The sequence below is a fragment of the Streptomyces luomodiensis genome, assembly GCF_031679605.1.
GTDB lineage: Bacteria > Actinomycetota > Actinomycetes > Streptomycetales > Streptomycetaceae > Streptomyces > Streptomyces luomodiensis.
The window spans coordinates 885332-904223 of the sequence record NZ_CP117522.1; the positions used below are offsets into that span (position 1 = coordinate 885332).

The window sequence follows — 18892 nt, forward strand, 5'->3', positions numbered from 1 at the left end:
CATGTTCGAGCTCCACGACGCCCGACACGAGGTGAGCCTTGTTCCTCCGCCGAAGACACGCCCGCCGGCTGACCGTCGTCGCCACCCTGCTCGCCACCGCGGCGGCCCTCGCCGCCGGACCCGCGCGGGCCACCCCCGACGGCACACCGTCGGCCGGCCCTGCCCGGCCACCGCTGGTACGGCCGATCGACCCGCAGAACTGGCGCAACCCCGACGACATGACCTGGGCCGACTACCGTGCGGTCCCCGGAACACACTGGGCGGATCCCACCGTCGAGCCCACCCGGCGCACCTTCAAGGGCGCGCTGGTGCTCCTGGACTACCCCGACGAGGAGTTCACGGTCAGCCAGCCGGCCGGGTCCACCCTGTTCGGCAATCCGCAGCCCAGCGCCTCCGATGTCCCCCGCGACCGCCTCCCCCGCTTCTACCAGGACTTCCTCAACAAACCGGGGCCACTCAACCACGGCCACACCATCAACGAGTACTGGATGGAGGACTCCGGGGGCCGCATCGGTGTCGAGCTGACCGCCTTCGGTGTGTACCGCATGCCGGACCCGTCCTACCGTTACGGCGTCGAGAACTCGATGAACCCGGGCGCCTGCCCGGCCGGGGACACCTGCGGCAAGGACATCCGGGCCGACGGCAGGGCCGCCTGGGTGGCCGATGTCGGCGCCGGCGAGGCGGACGCGTTCGACTTCGTCTTCTATCTCACCGCCGGACAGGACGAGTCGTCCACCTGGCAGGAGTTCGGCCCGATGAAGTTCCCCGGCGCACAGGACATACCGGCCGCCTGGGGCCCGCCGAACCCCGCGGGCGACAACTCCGCCCGGACCCGCTATGTGCCGTGGACGTCCTGGCAGGCCGCCGCCCGTATCTGGCCCAACGCCTCGAACGGGTCGTCCGTGCAGGCCGAGAGCTCCGGTATGGCGGTGTACGCCCATGAACTCAGCCACATCCTGGGCATCGCGGACAACTACAACAACCCGTACGGCACCCCCCTCAGCCGCGCCTACACCGGCATCTGGAGCATGCTCTCCCGCGGCTCCTTCAACGGCCCCGGCGGCCCGCACAGCCGCTGGCGGATCCCGGCCACGGCCGGGGGCTCGATGGGCTCCCAGCATGTGCTGCGCGACAAGCTGAAGCTCGGCATCGTCGACGACAAGAACGTCCTGCGGCTGGACCGGGACGCCCTGAAGAGCTCCGGCCTCGTCGTCGCCCGGGTCACCGCACGCTCGGCGCCACCGGGCGAGAAGGGGCTCTCCGGAGTCAACATCGCCCTGGGCGACGATCTCTCACCGCCCTGCGACCTCGCCACCGACCCCCTGTGCGACGGCGGCGGCTACGACAACTACACCGTCGAGGTCGTCGACCGCATGGGCATGGACTCCTTCACCCCGGACCACGGGGTGCTGCTCGCCAAGACCAAGGACGAGGACCGGGCCCCGTTCGCCTGGGTGGTCGACGCTCATCCCGAGGACATCGACCTGGTGGACTTCCACCGCCCCGACGGTACCGCCCAGAAGATCACCATGGGCGACTACCGGCAGCTCAGCGATGCGCTGTTCCACGCCGGAGCCGACTCCGGCAGCCAGTACGAGTACCTCGACCCGGCCAACCGGCTGCACTTCTACGTGCTCGACCTCGAGCGTGACAGGTCCGGAGTGCTCTCGTACACCGTCGCCGTGCGGTCCCTCGACGGCGCCGGACCGCAGCGCCGCGATCTGACGCTGCACCGCGGCCAGGCCACGGGGGACGCCTCCCGCTCCCGGGCCGTGTGCACCTTCGGCCTCGACAACACCACACGCGCCACCGGCGGACCGGCCGGTGCGCCCGCCACCTCGGTGGACTCGGATGTCTACCGGCTGTCGGCGAAGGCCGTCGGCCGGGGCTGGTCCGCCTGGCTGCCCAACCGTCTCGCCACCGCCAGGGCAGGTGGATCGGTGGATGTCGAGGTGGCCGTGGCCGCGGAACAGGACGCCGCACGGCAGGGCACGGTGGTTCTCACCGCCCGTTCCGAAAGCGATCCGCACCGGACCGCCAAGGCGCTGTGCCGGCTGTCGGGCCACCGGTAGCGCGCGACCGGTGACGGCCCGCCGGTAGAACGGATGGGTGGTGGCCCACCGGCACCCGGCGGGCCACCACCGATGCGGTCGGTGTGCGGCGGTCCTATCGCGTCTCGTCGGCCTTGGCCGTCTGGATGGGCACCCGGAGGGTGTCGGGCTCGCAGCCCGCCGTACCGGCGATGATCCGCGCCGCCCCCTTGGTGAGCGGCACCAGGCTCTGCTCGTCCACCTTGTCCGGGGTGTCCCGCGGATCGAAGATGTACATGGGCGTGGTGATCAGCTGCACCAGCGGCACGCCCGTGTAGTAGAAGTAGGCGCCGTCGGTGGCCGGGTTCGGCGCGAAGGCGGTCGGCGACAGAATCCACGAGCGGCGCAGGTCCTCCGCCGCCAGGGACTCGGCCACCAGCCGCTCCAGCTCGGGCGCCTCAGTGGTGAACCACCAGCGCACCTCGGGGTCGTCGGTGGGCACGACCTCTCCGTCGACCACATCCGCCTGACGTGCCGCGTGTTCCAGATGCATTTCCAGCACGACCTGGGGAAACAGCTCGGGATGGGCGGCGATGAACGCCTGTGTGCCCGCGGCGCCCGCCATATGGCCGGACGTCAGCACGAACAGCATGTTGTGCGGCCGCAGTTCCTGGGGCACCGACGCCCAGAACCTGGCCTGCGCCAGGACGAGCGCGACCCCGGAGGCGTCCTCCACGGCCGACGCCCAGGGACCGTCATGGTGGGATCCGACGATCACCCAGTGGTCGGAGGCGCCGGGCAGTGTGCCCACCACATTGTGGGTGGTTTCCTCGGTGATGGTGGCATCGGAGACGATCCGCCCCTCGCACTCCCCCGACGCCATCAGCTCGCGGACCCGCCGTCCGTCCTTGCCGCTCAGCCAGATGCCGGGGACGGAACGCGGTTCGGCGTCATAGGGCCAGTAGAAGTCGCTGGTCTCCCAGGGCAGTCCGGTGAGCAGGCCGACATAGGCCGTGGCGCCGTCCTTGATGGCGATGTCGAAGTCCAGCACATGGGGGAGGTCGAACGGCACGGTCTGCACGAGGTCGGGGAACACGCCCTCGGGATCGTAGGAGCCGGTGGCGCGGGCCTGCACCTCGGTCTGCGGCAGGCGGGTGAAGCCGATCTCCTGGACCGCGATGGAACCCCGCACCTCCCCGTCCGCCATCCGCACCAGCCGACCCTCGGTGCCCTCGGTCGGGGTGGTGTACGGCAGCGCGAGTCCCTCGAAACGGATGAGCTCATCGGCCCGGCCGGCGGGCCAGATCTCGAAGGCGGCGGACCGCGGCCGCCAGATCGGCGTGGCCAGCGGCTCCAGCCGGACGTCCGCCAGCCCGATCTCCCGGAACTGTTCCGCGGCCCACTCCTCGGTCCAGCTGTCGGCCGGATAACCGGCGCGGCGGATGCCCTGGCTGACGATCAACTCGATCCAGGACATCATCTCCTTCGACGTGGGTGCCCGATCGATGTACTTCTCCAGCGCGGGCCAGCCGCTCATCGCCATCCTCCTCATCGCCAAGGTCCGGTTCATGGTCGAAGGGCGGACTAAAGCTGGACTAACGCGATGCCAGTGCGTCCCCCTTTTTCCGCGGCGCCCTTTTCCACCGCACGAGAGGGTTCCGCCGCACGAGGAGATTCCGCCGCATGGGGAGACTCCACCGCCTGGGGAGACTCCACCGCACGCGCAGGCCAAGCCGGGCGTTAGGCCCACTTTGGTGACGGCGCAAATGATGGTCGCCGTATCCGAACAGGCCGCTTATGAGGTGGCTCAGCCGCAGGTCAGCGCCCGATTGAGGGTTGGGAGTCGAGTGTGCGTACCGAGAAGTCAGCGGAACGGGACCCGCGTGGCGCGGTCCGGCGAAGGAGGGGGAGCCGACGAGTCCCGGCCGGTGTCATGGGCGCGGCCGCGGTCGGCCTGGTCGCCCTCACCGTGTCCCCGGTGAACGCCGAGCCGGATACTCGAGCCACATCGCCACGGGGCAGGAATCCACTCCCCTCTCCCCCGCAGATCCACGCTCTCGACTTTCTGCTCGGCTCCTACACCTGCGACTACACCCCACCGCCGGGCGGCAAACCGGCGGTGCTGCGTCTGACCACGAAGCGGGCGATGGGCGGGCATTACCTCTACACGGACGCCAGCCTCGAACCCGGAAACGTCGTCGGCCGCTCGTCCTTCGGCTGGAATCCGGTCGACGGGAAATTCATCAACCAGTACCACGACAACTGGGGTTCGTCCGGAAACTACACCTCCCCCGGCTGGAAGGACGGCCATCTGATATTCAAGGGCCCCCTCACCCAGGTGATCACGCCTAATGCCACCGGGCAGACATCGGGCGTGAAGCTGGATCTCGTGGACGACTATCAGGTGCTCGATCGAGGACATTTCAGGGACACCACGAGCTTCACCTTCCCCGACGGAAGTACCTTGCAGGGCAGTTACGACTGCCGCCGCCAATAGCGTTCAGCATTCCGGACCGAGGGTAGTGGGGGTGGCCGACCATGGCGGGCAATGAAGAGAAACTGCTCGACTATCTGAAGCGGGTGACGGCGGATCTGCGTCAGACGCAGCGCCGTCTCAAGGACGTCGAGTCCGCGGGACATGAGCCGGTCGCGATCGTGGGAATGTCCTGCCGTTTCCCCGGAGGCGTACGGTCCGCCGAAGACCTGTGGGAACTGGTCGCCGCCGAGCGGGACGCCATCTCGGAACTCCCCACCGACCGCAATTGGGACCTCGAGAACCTCTTCCACCCCGACCCCGAGCACCCCGGGACGAGCTATACCCGCGAGGGCGGCTTCATCGACGACCCGGCGGGATTCGACGCCGCGTTCTTCGGCATCAGCCCCCGCGAGGCTCTCGGAATGGCGCCGCAGCAGCGGCTGGCCCTCGAGGCATCCTGGGAGGCGATCGAGCACGCCGGGATCGACCCGGAGTCGCTGCGCGGCAGCCGGACCGGCACCTTCATCGGCTGCGATCACCTCGACTACTGCTCCGACGCCTCCCAGGTGCCCGAGGGCTCGGCGGGCTACTTCACCATCGGCAACTCCGCCAGCGTGGTGTCCGGCCGAGTGGCGTACGCCCTCGGTCTGGAGGGAGCCGCGGTGACCGTGGACACCGCGTGCTCCTCCTCCCTGGTCGCCCTGCATCTGGCCTGCCAGGCGATCCGGCAGGGTGACTGCGACACGGCGCTGGCCGGGGGCGTCGCCGTGATGTCCTCGACGGCGCCGTTCATCGGCTTCAGCGAATTGCGCGGGCTCGCCCCCGACGGCAGATCCAAGGCGTTCTCGGCCGACAGCGACGGTATGACCCTGGCGGAAGGCGTGGGCGTCCTGTTGCTGGAGCGGCTGTCGGACGCGCGGCGCAACGGCCACCGGGTGCTTGCCGTGGTACGTGGCTCGGCGGTCAACCAGGACGGCGCCAGCAACGGCCTCACGGCGCCGAACGGGCCCTCCCAGCAACGGGTGATCCGGCAGGCCCTCGCCAACGCCCGGCTGTCACCGTCGGACGTGGACGCGGTCGAGGCGCACGGTACGGGCACGACGCTGGGTGATCCGATCGAGGCCCAGGCGCTGCTGGCCACGTATGGCCAGGACCGGCCCGAGGGACGTCCGCTGTGGCTGGGCTCCATCAAGTCCAACATCGGGCACGCCCAGATGGCGGCGGGCGCGGCCGGTGTCATCAAGATGGTGATGGCGATGCGGCACGGGGTGCTGCCCGCCTCGCTGCACATCGACGCACCGACACCCCATGTCGACTGGAGCGCGGGCGATGTCCAGCTGCTGACCGAGGCGCGGGAGTGGCCGCGCGCCGAGCATCCACGCCGGGCGGGCGTCTCCTCGTTCGGCATCAGCGGCACCAACGCACACGTCATCATCGAGCAGGCCCCCGAAGAGCCGGCGGCGGCTCGTGGCACCGTCGAGACCGATCCCGTGGACGGGCCGGTGCCGTGGGTGGTCTCGGCGCGCGGTGGCGAGGCACTGCGCGGTCAGGCACGGGCACTGGCCGACCGGGTGACCGCCGACCCCGACGTGAGCGCTGCGGAGGTTGGATGGTCGCTGCTGCGCTCCAGGACACTGTTCGACCACCGGGCCGTACTCATCGGCCAGAACCGCGAAGAACTGCTGGCAGGACTGGACGCACTGGCCGCAGGAGAACCGCATCCGGGTCTGGTCCACCCCGGAAAGGCCGCCGACACCGCCGGACAGACCGTCTTCCTGTTCAGCGGACAAGGCAGCCAACGCCCCGGCATGGGCGCCGACCTGTACAACCGCTTCCCCGTCTTCGCCGAAGCCTTCGACGAAGTCTGCGGCCTGCTCGACCCACATCTGGACCGCCCACTGCGGGAACTCGTCTTCAACCACGAGCCAGAACAGGCAGCGCTGCTGGACCACACCACCTACGCCCAAACCGGACTGTTCGCCCTGCACATCGCCCTCGCCCGGCTACTCGCCTCCGTCGGCATCCACCCGGACGTGGTCATCGGACACTCCATCGGGGAAGTTGCCGCCGCCCACATCGCCGGAGTCTTCAACCTCCCCGACGCCTGCCACCTCGTCGCCGCCCGCGCCACCCTCATGGGAGGGCTCCCCGCCGGCGGAAGCATGGCCACCATCGCCGCCACCCCCGACGAACTCGCCCACGACCTCACCACCCACAACGGCCACGTCACCATCGCCGCCCACAACACCCCCGGCAACACCGTCATCTCCGGACCGACCGAGCCGGTGGCCGAGATCAGCGCCATCTGGGCAGCCAAGGGCCGCAAAACCCGGACACTCACCGTCAGCCACGCCTTCCACTCCCCCCTGATGGACCCCATCCTCAAACCATTCCGGGACCAGATCAGCGGACTGACCTACCACCACCCCACCATCCCCCTCATCAGCAACCTCACCGGACAACCAGCCGACAACCACATCACCACCCCCGACTACTGGGTCCAGCACATCCGCCAACCCGTCCACTTCCACCAAGCCATCACCCACACCGCCCCCCAAACCCGCATCTTCCTCGAACTCGGCCCCGACCCCACCCTGACCACCGCCACCCACCACACCCTCCACCACCACCCCACCCACCAACCCACACCCCTCATCACCTCCACCCTCACCCGCAAACACCCCGACACCCACGCCCTCACCCACACCCTCGCCCGCCTCCACACCACCGGCGCGAACGTGGACTGGACCAGCTGGTTTCCCACCGACCCGGCCCCCCGGGTGGTCGGGTTGCCGACGTATGCCTTTCAGCACCAGCGCTTCTGGCTGGCCCCGCCCGCGGCCCGTACGAGCTTCGAAGGGGCGGCCGAGGACCCGGCCGAGGCACAGCTCTGGCATGCCATCGAAGAGCTCGACGTCGACACCCTCAGCAGCACACTTCAACTGGAGGAGGGCGGCCCCGGCGTCGACGCCCTGCTGCCCGCGCTCCCCATACTGTCCACCTGGCGGCGCCGGCACCGGGAACGCTCCACCATCGACTCCTGGCGCTACCGGACCACCTGGCAGCAGCTCCCCGACCCGGCCACACCGGCCCTGACCGGCACCTGGCTGGTGGTCGCCCCGACCGGTCAGCTGGAACACGCCACGGTCCGGGTCACCGTCCAGGCGCTTCAGGCGCACGGCGCCACCGCGCTCCCGCATGCGGTCGGCACACATGACATCGATCGCGCCGCGCTCCGCGAACGTCTGGACCGGCTGACCGAGGACGCCCGACCCGCCGGGGTCATCAGTCTGCTCGCCCTCGATCAGGACCCGCTCACCGACCACCCGGCAGTGCCCGCCGGGCTTGCCGCCACCACCGCGCTCCTCCAGGCTCTCGGCGACGCCGGAATCAGCGCGCCCCTGTGGTGTCTCACCCAGGGCGCCGTCGCCACCGGCCGCAACGACCTTCTCCCCCACCCCGAGCAGGCGCAGATCTGGGGACTCGGCCGCGTCGCCGCGCTGGAACACCCGCAGCGTTGGGGCGGCCTCATCGATCTGCCCGCCACCATGACCCACCACACCGCAGGTCGGCTGGCAGCCCTTCTCGTACCCGGACAGTCCGAGGACCAGGTGGCCATCCGTACCACCGGGACATACGCGCGCCGCCTCGTCCGGGTGCCCGCCGCCGACACCAGCCCGGCCCCTTGGGAACCGTCCGGCACCACGCTCATCACCGGCGGCACCGGCGGTCTCGGCGCCCAGATCGCCCGCTGGCTGGCCCACCGGGGCGCGCCCCACCTCCACCTCATCAGCCGCTCCGGCCCCGACGCCCCCGGCGCCGCGGAGCTCAGCGAGGAGCTCACCGCGCTGGGGACGGCCGTCACCATCACCGCCTGCGACGCCTCCGACCGCACCGCACTCCAACACCTCCTCGACACCATCCCCGCCGAACACCCCCTCACCGCCGTCATCCACACCGCCGGGACGATGGAACTGGGACAGATCGACGAGCTGGACCCGGGACGGTTGCAGTCCGTACTGCGGTCCAAGGCCCTGGCCGCCACCCATCTGCATGAGCTCACCCAGGAGCTCGATCTCACCGCCTTCGTTCTCTTCTCGTCGAACGCCGCCACATGGGGCAGTGGCCGGCAGGCCGCCTACGCCGCCGCGAACACCTACCTGGACGCGCTCGCCGCACACCGCCGCGCCCGGGGACTGGCCGCCACCAGCCTTGCCTGGGGCCCGTGGGGCGAGGCAGGCATGGCCGCCGACCAGCACACGCTCTCCCACCTCAAGCGGCGCGGTCTCTCGCCCCTCACCACCGACCTCGCCGTCAAGTCGCTGCATCACGCCCTGACCCACCACGACACCGCCGTCACGATCGCGGATGTCGACTGGGAGAAGTTCGGCCGTACGTTCACCGCGCAACGCCCCAGTCCGTTCCTCAGCCGACTGATGACGTCCAGTGCGGAGCCCACCACGCCCGCGGCAGCCGCCGACGACAATCCGCTGCGGCAACAGCTCGGCTCGGCACCCGCGGCCCAGCGGCACCAGATCCTGGTCCGCCACATCCAGACCCTGGCCGCGGCCATCCTCGGCCACTCCGGTCTGGACGCGATTGCCCCCGTCCAGCCCTTCCAGGAGCTGGGCTTCGACTCCCTCACCGCGGTGGAGCTGCGCAATCAGCTCGCCACCACCACCGGCCTCCCCCTCGCCCCGGCGCTGGTCTTCGACCATCCGACGCCGAACGCGCTCGCCACCTATCTGTGTGCCGAACTCGCGGGGCAGAAGGCCGCCGTCACCCCCCACATGTCGTCCGCGTCCGCGGCCGCCCAGGACGAGCCGATCGCGATCGTCGGCATGGCCTGCCGCTACCCGGGAGGCGTGCGCTCACCGGAGGGACTGTGGGAGCTGGTCGTCGCGGGCCGGGACGCCATCGGAGGGATGCCCACCGACCGCGACTGGGATCTGGCCACGCTCTTCGACCCCGACCCCGAGCGTCTGGGCACCAGCTATGCGCGTGAGGGCGGCTTCCTCCACGACGCGGCCGGATTCGACGCGGCGTTCTTCGGCATCAGCCCGCGTGAAGCGCTCGCCATGGACCCCCAGCAGCGGCTGCTCCTCGAAACCGCCTGGGAGACCTTCGAGAACGCGGGCCTCGACCGGGACACGCTCGCCGGCAGCGACACCGGCGTCTTCACGGGCGGCACCTATCAGGGCTACGGGGCCTCCGGAAGCTCCTCGGCGCAGGAGGTCGAGGGGTATCTGCTGGCGGGCGGTACGCCGAGCGTCATGTCCGGCCGGGTGGCGTACGCGTTCGGCCTCGAGGGCCCGGCGGTCACGGTGGACACGGCGTGCTCGTCCTCGCTGGTGGCGATGCATCTGGCGGCCCAGGCCCTGCGGCAGGGCGAATGCTCCATGGCGCTGGCGGGCGGTGTGACGGTGATGGCCACGCCGACCACCTTCATCGAGTTCTCCCGCCAGCGTGGACTGGCGGCCGACGGTCGGTGCAAGCCGTTCGCATCGGCGGCCGACGGCACCGGTTGGGGCGAGGGCGCCGGACTTCTGCTGCTGGAGCGGCTGTCCGACGCACGGCGCAACGGCCACCGGGTACTGGCGGTGATCCGGGGCTCGGCGGTCAACCAGGACGGTACGAGCAACGGCCTGACCGCGCCGAACGGGCCCTCCCAGCAACGGGTGATCGGCCAGGCGCTCGCCAACGCCCGGCTGTCGCCCGCAGAGGTCGATGTGGTGGAGGGACACGGCACCGGGACCACGTTAGGTGACCCAATCGAGGCACAGGCGCTGCTGGCCACGTACGGCCAGGACCGGCCCGAGGGACGTCCGCTGTGGCTGGGCTCCATCAAGTCCAACATCGGCCACACCCAGGCCGCCGCCGGAGTGGCCGGTGTCATCAAGATGGTGATGGCGATGCGGCACGGGGTGCTGCCCGCCTCGCTGCACATCAACGCACCGACACCCCATGTCGACTGGAGCGCGGGCGATGTCCGCCTGCTGACCGAGGCGCGGGAGTGGCCGCGCGCCGAGCAGCCACGCCGGGCGGGCGTCTCCTCATTCGGCATCAGCGGCACCAACGCACACGTCATCGTCGAGCAGGCACCCGAAGAGCCGGCGGCGGCCCTTGGCACCGTCGAGACCGAACCCGTTCACGGGCCGGTGCCGTGGGTGGTCTCGGCGCGCGGTACCGAGGCACTGCGCGGTCAGGCACGGGCACTGGCCGACCGGGTGACCGCCGACCCCGGAGCAACACCGGCCGAGGTCGGATGGTCGCTGCTGCGCTCCAGGACACTGTTCGACCACCGGGCCGTACTCATCGGCCAGAACCGCGAAGAACTGCTGGCAGGACTGGACGCACTGGCCACAGGAGAACCGCATCCGAGTCTGGTCCACCCCGGAAAGGCCACCGACACCACCGGACAGACCGTCTTCCTGTTCAGCGGACAAGGCAGCCAACGCCCCGGCATGGGCGCCGACCTGTACAACCGCTTCCCCGTCTTCGCCGAAGCCTTCGACGAAGTCTGCGGCCTGCTCGACCCACACCTCGAACAGCCGCTACGGCAGGTGACCTTCGGCACCCACCCCGAACAGGCAGCACTGCTGGACCACACCACCTACGCCCAAACCGGACTCTTCGCCCTGCACATCGCCCTCGCCCGGCTACTCGCCTCCGTCGGCATCCACCCGGACGTGGTCATCGGACACTCCATCGGGGAAATCGCCGCCGCCCACATCGCCGGAGTCTTCAACCTCCCCGACGCCTGCCGCCTCGTCGCCGCCCGCGCCACCCTCATGGGACAACTTCCCCCCGGCGGAAGCATGGCCACCATCGCCGCCACCCCGGACGAACTCGCTCACGACCTCACCGGCCATGACGGCCAGGTGACCATCGCCGCCCACAACACCCCCGGCAACACCGTCATCTCCGGACCGACCGAGCCGGTGGCCGAGATCAGCGCCATCTGGGCGGCGAAGGGCCGCAAAACCCGGACACTCACCGTCAGCCACGCCTTCCACTCCCCCCTGATGGACCCCATCCTCAAACCATTCCGGGACCAGATCAGCGGACTGACCTACCACCACCCCACCATCCCCCTCATCAGCAACCTCACCGGACAACCAGCCGATGACCACATCACCACCCCCGACTACTGGGTCCAGCACATCCGCCAACCCGTCCACTTCCACCAAGCCATCACCCACACCGCCCCCCAAACCCGCATCTTCCTCGAACTCGGCCCCGACCCCACCCTGACCACCGCCACCCACCACACCCTCCACCACACCACCCACCAACCCACCGACCACCCCACACCCCTCATCACCTCCACCCTCACCCGCAAACACCCCGACACCCACGCCCTCACCCACACCCTCGCCCGCCTCCACACCACCGGCGCGAACGTAGACTGGACCAGCTGGTACCCCGCAACCCCCACCCCCCGCACCATCGACCTCCCCACCTACGCCTTCCAACACCAGCACTACTGGCTGTCGTCCGCCTCCTCCGCAGACCCAGCGCACCCGACGCCCACCGAGGCGGCGCTGGTCGACCGGGAGTTCTGGGAGGCGGTGGAGCGCGAGGACCTGGAAGCCCTGGCGGCGACCATCGACTCACCGGCGGACCAGCAGCCCATGCTGAGCGCGGTCCTCCCGACCCTGTCCGCCTGGCGGCGGCACCACCGGGAGCAGTCGGTCATCAGTTCCTGGCGGTATCAGACCGTCTGGAAGCCCCTTTCCGCTCCCTCCGCGCCTCCGGCCCTCGCCGGCACCTGGTTGCTGATCATCCCTGCTGGTCAGTCCGACCACCCTGCCGTGGCGGCCGCCGAGCATGCGCTGGCCTCCCACGGCGCCACCCCCCTCCACCATGTGCTCGACACCCGGGCCATCGATCGCGACGCCTTGGTGGCACACCTCAGCCGTCTGACCGTCGAGGGCGGATTCGCCGGTGTGCTGAGCCTGCTCGCGCTCGATGAGGAGCCGCACCCCGAATACGCCGCCGTTCCCTCCGGGCTGGCCGCCACCACCACACTCGTCCAGGCCCTCGGCGACGCCGAGATCCCGGCGCCCCTGTGGTGCCTCACCCAAGGCGCCGTCGCCACCGGTCCCGGCGATCCGCTTCCCAGCCCGCGGCAGGCGCAGGCTTGGGGGCTCGGCCGCGCCGCGGCCCTGGAGCACCCTCGCCGCTGGGGTGGCCTGATCGACCTGCCGACCGCCATCGACCACCACACCTCCGGCCGTCTGGCCGCCCTGCTCGCCCCCGGTCAGCCGGAGGACCAGACCGCCATCCGCGCCACCGGCAGCTACGCCCGGCGCCTCCGCAGGGCCGGTACCCCCACTACCGCCCCCAGGACCTGGCAGCCCATGGGCACCACGCTCATCACCGGTGGCACCGGCGCTCTCGGCGCCCATGTCGCCCGCTGGCTCGCCCACCGGGGCGCCCCCCACCTCCACCTCATCAGCCGCTCCGGCCCCGACGCCCCCGGCGCCGCGGAACTCACCCAAGAACTCACCACCCTGGGCACGACCGTCACCATCACCGCCTGCGACGCCTCCGACCGCACCGCACTCCAACACCTCCTCGACACCATCCCCGCCGAACACCCCCTCACCGCCGTCATCCACACCGCCGGGACGTCGGACACGGAGCTCATCGCCGGTCTGGGACCGGAGCGGCTTCAGCATGTACTCGGGGCCAAAGCCCTGGCGGCCGCCCATCTGCACGAGCTGACTCAGGGGCTGGACCTCAGCGCCTTCGTGCTCTTCTCGTCCGGTGCGGCGGCGTGGGGCGGCAGTCGGCAAGGCGCCTACGCCGCCGCGAACACCTATCTCGACGCGCTCGCCGCACACCGCCGCGCCCGAGGACTGGCCGCCACCAGCCTCGCCTGGGGCCCGTGGGGTGAGGCAGGCATGGCCGCCGACGAAACCGCGCTCTCCTTCTACGGCCGACGTGGGCTGTCACCGCTGAGCCCCGATCTGGCCGTGGCATCGCTCCAGTACGCCCTGGACCACCGTGACACCACGATCGCCGTCGCGGACATCGACTGGGAGCGGTTCCCGACGGCCTTCACCGCCCAGCGCCCCAGCCCGCTGTTCGACGACCTGATCGCCGTCACCGAGAACCCGGCCGGGCGACCCACCGGCGCGTCCACCGCCACGTCGCTCCAGCAGCGGCTCTCCGACTGCACCCCCGACCAGCAGCACCAACTCCTGCTCGAACGGATCCAGTCCCTCGCCGCCTCGATCCTGGGGCATTCCGGGCCGGACGCCATTCCGCCCACCCAGCCCTTCCAGGAGCTCGGGTTCGACTCCCTGACCGCCGTGGAGCTGCGCAACCAGCTTGCCACCGCCACCGGGATCGACCTCGCGCCCACACTCGTCTTCGACCACCCCACACCCAACGGGCTCGCCACCTATCTGCGCGGAGAGCTCACGGGCCGGCGGACCGACGTACCCGCTCACAGCCCCGTCGCGGCCGCCCAGGACGAGCCGATCGCGATCGTCGGCATGGCCTGTCACTACCCCGGCGACGCCCACTCCCCGAAGGATCTGTGGGACCTGGTCACCGCCCACCGGGATGCCATCGCGGAGATGCCCGCCGACCGCAACTGGGATCTGAACGCCCTCTACCACCCCGACCCCGACCACGCGGGGACGAGCTACGTCCGCGAGGGTGGTTTCCTCCACCAGGCGGCCGAGTTCGATCCCGCGTTCTTCGGCATCAGCCCGCGTGAGGCGATCGCCATGGACCCCCAGCAGCGGCTGCTCCTCGAAACCGCCTGGGAGACCTTCGAGAACGCGGGTCTCGACCGGGACATGCTCGCGGGCAGCAATACGGGAGTGTTCGCGGGGGTGACGTCCCAGGACTATCTGTCCCTCACCGGTGATACGGCGAGCGACGTCGAAGGCTATGTCGCCACGGGCAATATCGGCAGTGTGGTGTCAGGGCGGGTGGCCTACTCGTTCGGCCTCGAAGGCCCGGCGGTCACGGTGGACACGGCGTGCTCGTCCTCGCTGGTGGCGATGCATCTGGCGGCCCAGGCCCTGCGGCAGGGCGAGTGCACCTTGGCGCTGGCGGGCGGTGTCACGGTGATGGCCACACCGGGCGCGTTCATCGAGTTCTCCCGCCAGCGCGGACTGGCCCCCGACGCCCGGTGCAAACCGTTCGCGGCAGCGGCGGACGGCATGGTGTGGGGCGAGGGCGTCGGTCTCGTACTGCTGGAGCGGCTGTCCGACGCACGGCGCAACGGCCACCGGGTGCTTGCCATGGTACGTGGCTCCGCCGTCAACCAGGACGGTACGAGCAACGGCCTGACCGCGCCGAACGGCCCCTCCCAGCAACGGGTGATCCGGCAGGCCCTCGCCAACGCCCGGCTGACGCCGTCCGATGTGGACGCCGTCGAGGCGCACGGTACGGGCACGACGCTGGGTGACCCGATCGAGGCACAGGCGCTGCTGGCCACGTACGGCCAGGACCGGCCCGAAGGACGTCCGCTGTGGCTGGGCTCCATCAAGTCCAACATCGGCCACACCCAGGCCGCCGCCGGAGTGGCCGGTGTCATCAAGATGGTGATGGCGATGCGCCACGGCGTGCTGCCCGCCTCGCTGCACATCGACGCACCGACACCCCATGTCGACTGGAACGCGGGCGACCTGCGGCTGCTCACCGAACCCGTCCCCTGGCCCCAGGACGAACGGCCACGCCGGGCGGGCGTCTCGTCCTTCGGCATCTCTGGTACGAACGCCCACCTCATCCTCGAGCAGGTTCCTGAGCCGACCGAGCCCGCTCCCGTATCGAACGCCGGCGGTGTGGTGCCCTGGGTGATCTCCGCACAGAGCGACGCGGCGCTACGGGGCCAGGCGCGGGCCTTGACCAGGCGCATCATGGACGACCCCGACGTGAGCGCTGCGGAGGTCGGATGGTCGCTGCTGCGCTCCAGGACACTGTTCGACCACCGGGCCGTACTCATCGGCCAGAACCGCGAAGAACTGCTGGCAGGACTGGACGCACTGGCCACAGGAGAACCGCATCCGAGCCTGGTCCACCCCGGAAAGGCCACCGACACCACCGAACAGACCGTCTTCCTGTTCAGCGGACAAGGCAGCCAACGCCCCGGCATGGGCACCGACCTGTACAACCGATTCCCCGTCTTCGCCGAAGCCTTCGACGAAATCTGCGGCCTCCTCGACCCACACCTCGAACAGCCGCTACGGCAGGTGACCTTCGGCACCCACCCCGAACAGGCAGCACTGCTGGACCACACCACCTACGCCCAAACCGGACTCTTCGCCCTGCACATCGCCCTCGCCCGGCTACTCGCCTCCGTCGGCATCCACCCGGACGTGGTCATCGGACACTCCATCGGGGAAATCGCCGCCGCCCACATCGCCGGAGTCTTCAACCTCCCCGACGCCTGCCACCTCATCGCCGCCCGCGCCACCCTCATGGGAGGGCTCCCCGCCGGCGGAAGCATGGCCACCATCGCCGCCACCCCTGACGAGCTCGCCCACGACCTCACCGGCCATGACGGCCAGGTGACCATCGCCGCCCACAACACCCCCGGCAACACCGTCATCTCCGGCCCCACCGAACCAGTCACCGAGATCAGCGCCATCTGGGCAGCCAAGGGCCGCAAAACCCGGACACTCACCGTCAGCCACGCCTTCCACTCCCCCCTGATGGACCCCATCCTCAAACCATTCCGGGACCAGATCAGCGGACTGACCTACCACCACCCCACCATCCCCCTCATCAGCAACCTCACCGGACAACCAGCCGATGACCACATCACCACCCCCGACTACTGGGTCCAGCACATCCGCCAACCCGTCCACTTCCACCAAGCCATCACCCACACCGCCCCCCAAACCCGCATCTTCCTCGAACTCGGCCCCGACCCCACCCTGACCACCGCCACCCACCACACCCTCCACCACACCACCCACCAACCCACACCCCTCATCACCTCCACCCTCACCCACAAACACCCCGACACCCACGCCCTCACCCACACCCTCGCCCGCCTCCACACCACCGGCGCGAACGTGGACTGGACCAGCTGGTACCCCGCGACCCCCACCCCCCGCACCATCGACCTCCCCACCTACGCCTTCCAACACCAGCACTACTGGCTCGCCCCGCCCGCCCCTCGCGGCGACGGCCACACCAACAGCCACACCAACGGCCACGTCCGGGCCGAGGCCAGGCTCTGGGACGCCATCGAGAAGCTCGACGTCAGCGCCCTCACCAGCACACTCCAACTGGAGGAGGGCGGCCCCGGCGTCGACGCCCTGCTGCCCGCGCTCCCCATACTGTCCACCTGGCGGCGCCGGCACCGGGAACGCTCCACCATCGACTCCTGGCGCTACCGCGTCACGTGGAAGCGTCTGCCGGACCTCGCCACCGCGCCGACGCTCGGCGGGACCTGGCTGCTCCTCGTCCCGTCCGGGCTGGAGGAGCACCCGGCCGTCCACGCCGCCGCCCAGGCGCTCGACGGCCATGGCGCGGCCCATGAGGTCCTGTCGGTCGATGGCGCGGACGCCCAGCGCGACGCCCTCACTCCCCGGCTCTCACACCTGACCGATGGCGGCACACCCGAGGGTGTGCTGAGTCTGCTCGCCCTCGACCAGACGCCCCACCCCGGCCATCCGGCCGTCCCCATGGGGCTGGCCGCCACGGCCGCTCTTGTCCAGGCCCTCGGCCAGACGGGACTCATGGCGCCCCTGTGGTGCGTCACCCAGGGTGCGGTGGCCGCCGTCGCCACCGATCCGCTCCCCCACCCCCACCAGGCGCAGATGTGGGGTATGGGCCGGGTCGCGGCCCTGGAACACCCCCGCCTCTGGGGTGGTCTCATCGACCTCCCGACCGTCCTCGACGCCCGCACTCCGGCCCGTATCGCCGCCGTGCTGGTGCCCGGTCAGCCGGAGGACCAAGTAGCGATCCGCTCCACCGTCCTCGCCCGCCGGCTGGAGCGCGCGGTCGGCACCGACACCGTGTCCACCGCGTGGCACCCCACCGGTACGACCTTGATCACCGGTGGTACCGGCGCTCTCGGCGCCCATGTCGCCCGCTGGCTCGCCCACCGGGGCGCGCCCCACCTCCACCTCATCAGCCGCTCCGGCCCCGACGCCCCCGGCGCCGCGGAACTCACCCAAGAACTCACCACCCTGGGCACGACCGTCACCATCACCGCCTGCGACGCCTCCGACCGCACCGCACTCCAACACCTCCTCGACACCATCCCCGCCGAACACCCCCTCACCGCCGTCATCCACGCGGCCGGTGTCGCGGAGAACACCCCGCTGGCCGAGCTCGACCTGTCGCGGATCGATGCGGTGCTGCGGCCCAAGGCGCTCGCCGCCACCGTGCTCCATGAACTCACCGAGGATCTCGACCTCAGCGCCTTCGTGCTCTTCTCATCGGGTGCCGCCACGTGGGGCGGTAGCCGACAGCCCTCCTACGCCGCCGCCAACGCCTACCTCGACGCCCTCGCCGAGCACCGCCGCGCCCGGGGGCTCCCCGCCACCAGCGTGGCCTGGGCGCCGTGGAGCGAGGGGGGCATGGCCGCCGACGAGGCCGTCGTCGACTACTACCGCCGGCGCGGAATGCGTCCTCTCGACACCGATCTCGCCATCGCCTCGCTCCAGCACTCCCTCGACCACGGCGACACCACCATCGCCATCGCGGACATCGACTGGGAGAGGTTCCCGGCCGGTTTCACCGCACAACGGCCCAGCCCGCTGCTGTCCGGCCTGGCCGCCGCGGCGGCACCCACCGATGTCGTCCCGGACGCCACCGCGGCCATGAGCGGCTCACTTGCCCGGCAACTGGCCACTGGCACCCCCGCCCAGCGGCATCAGCTTCTCCTCCATCACATCCGCACGCATGCCGCCGCGATCCTCGGCCACTCCACCGTCGACGCCGTCCCGCCCGCCCAGCCGTTCCAGGAGCTGGGGTTCGACTCCCTCACGGCGGTCGAATTCGGGCATCGGCTCTCCGCCGCCACCGGTGTCGAGCTTCCGCCCACCCTCGTCTTCGACCACCCCACGCCCAAGGAGCTGGCCGACTTCCTGCGCGAGCGGCTCGTCGAGGGGGAGCTTGCCTCGGAAGGGCATCTGCTGTCCGAGCTCGACCGGTGGGACGCGGTCTCGGAGCCCTCAGCGGTGGACGAGGCGGCCCGGCGGCGGATCACCGGGCGGCTGCGGCTGCTGCTGGCCAAGTGGGGTGAAACGGAGGGGGAAACCCGGCGTTCCGCGGCCCACAGCGAGCTCGAGGCGGCGACGGCGGAAGACATCTTCGACCTCATCTCCGACGAGTTCGGAAAGTCGTGAGCCCGATGACCCCCATCCTCCGCGACGCGCCAAGGAGCCTCCGCTAGATGTCGAAC

The 18892-nt window shown here is 70.5% G+C and carries 4 protein-coding genes; 3 read left to right on the top strand and 1 reads right to left on the bottom strand.

The features are described 5' to 3' along the window. Positions 1–38: 38 nt before the first annotated feature. The gene (locus tag PS467_RS03830) at positions 39–2072 is read left to right on the top strand and encodes a M6 family metalloprotease domain-containing protein (protein ID WP_311033983.1); all 2034 of its coding nucleotides are present in this window, start codon (positions 39–41) and stop codon (positions 2070–2072) included. Between the two features lie 94 nt (positions 2073–2166). Here the strand turns inward: PS467_RS03830 and PS467_RS03835 are convergent, their stop codons facing one another. Beyond that, complete coding sequence (locus PS467_RS03835; protein WP_311033984.1) at positions 2167–3567, bottom strand: M28 family metallopeptidase; 1401 nt, start codon at positions 3565–3567, stop codon at positions 2167–2169. Positions 3568–3963: 396 nt separating this feature from the next. On the opposite strand from PS467_RS03835, the gene PS467_RS03840 reads away from it, so the two are divergent. Together PS467_RS03840 and PS467_RS03845 are read left to right on the top strand one after the other, a co-directional pair. Next, on the top strand, positions 3964–4527 hold the full coding sequence (locus PS467_RS03840) for a hypothetical protein (protein ID WP_311033985.1): 564 nt from the start codon (positions 3964–3966) through the stop codon (positions 4525–4527). Between the two features lie 41 nt (positions 4528–4568). Then, positions 4569–18836 carry a type I polyketide synthase gene (locus tag PS467_RS03845; RefSeq protein ID WP_311033986.1) on the top strand — a complete coding sequence of 4756 codons (14268 nt, stop codon included), beginning with the start codon at positions 4569–4571 and terminating at the stop codon, positions 18834–18836. The last annotated feature ends 56 nt before the right edge of the window (positions 18837–18892 follow it).

What these genes read in the sequence shown, in the direction of transcription:
- PS467_RS03845 (WP_311033986.1), top strand. Translation starts at nt 4,569, where the DNA reads ATGGCGGGCAATGAAGAGAAACTGCTCGACTATCTGAAGCGGGTGACG.
- PS467_RS03835 (WP_311033984.1), bottom strand. Translation starts at nt 3,567, where the DNA reads ATGAGCGGCTGGCCCGCGCTGGAGAAGTACATCGATCGGGCACCCACG.
- PS467_RS03840 (WP_311033985.1), top strand. Translation starts at nt 3,964, where the DNA reads ATGGGCGCGGCCGCGGTCGGCCTGGTCGCCCTCACCGTGTCCCCGGTG.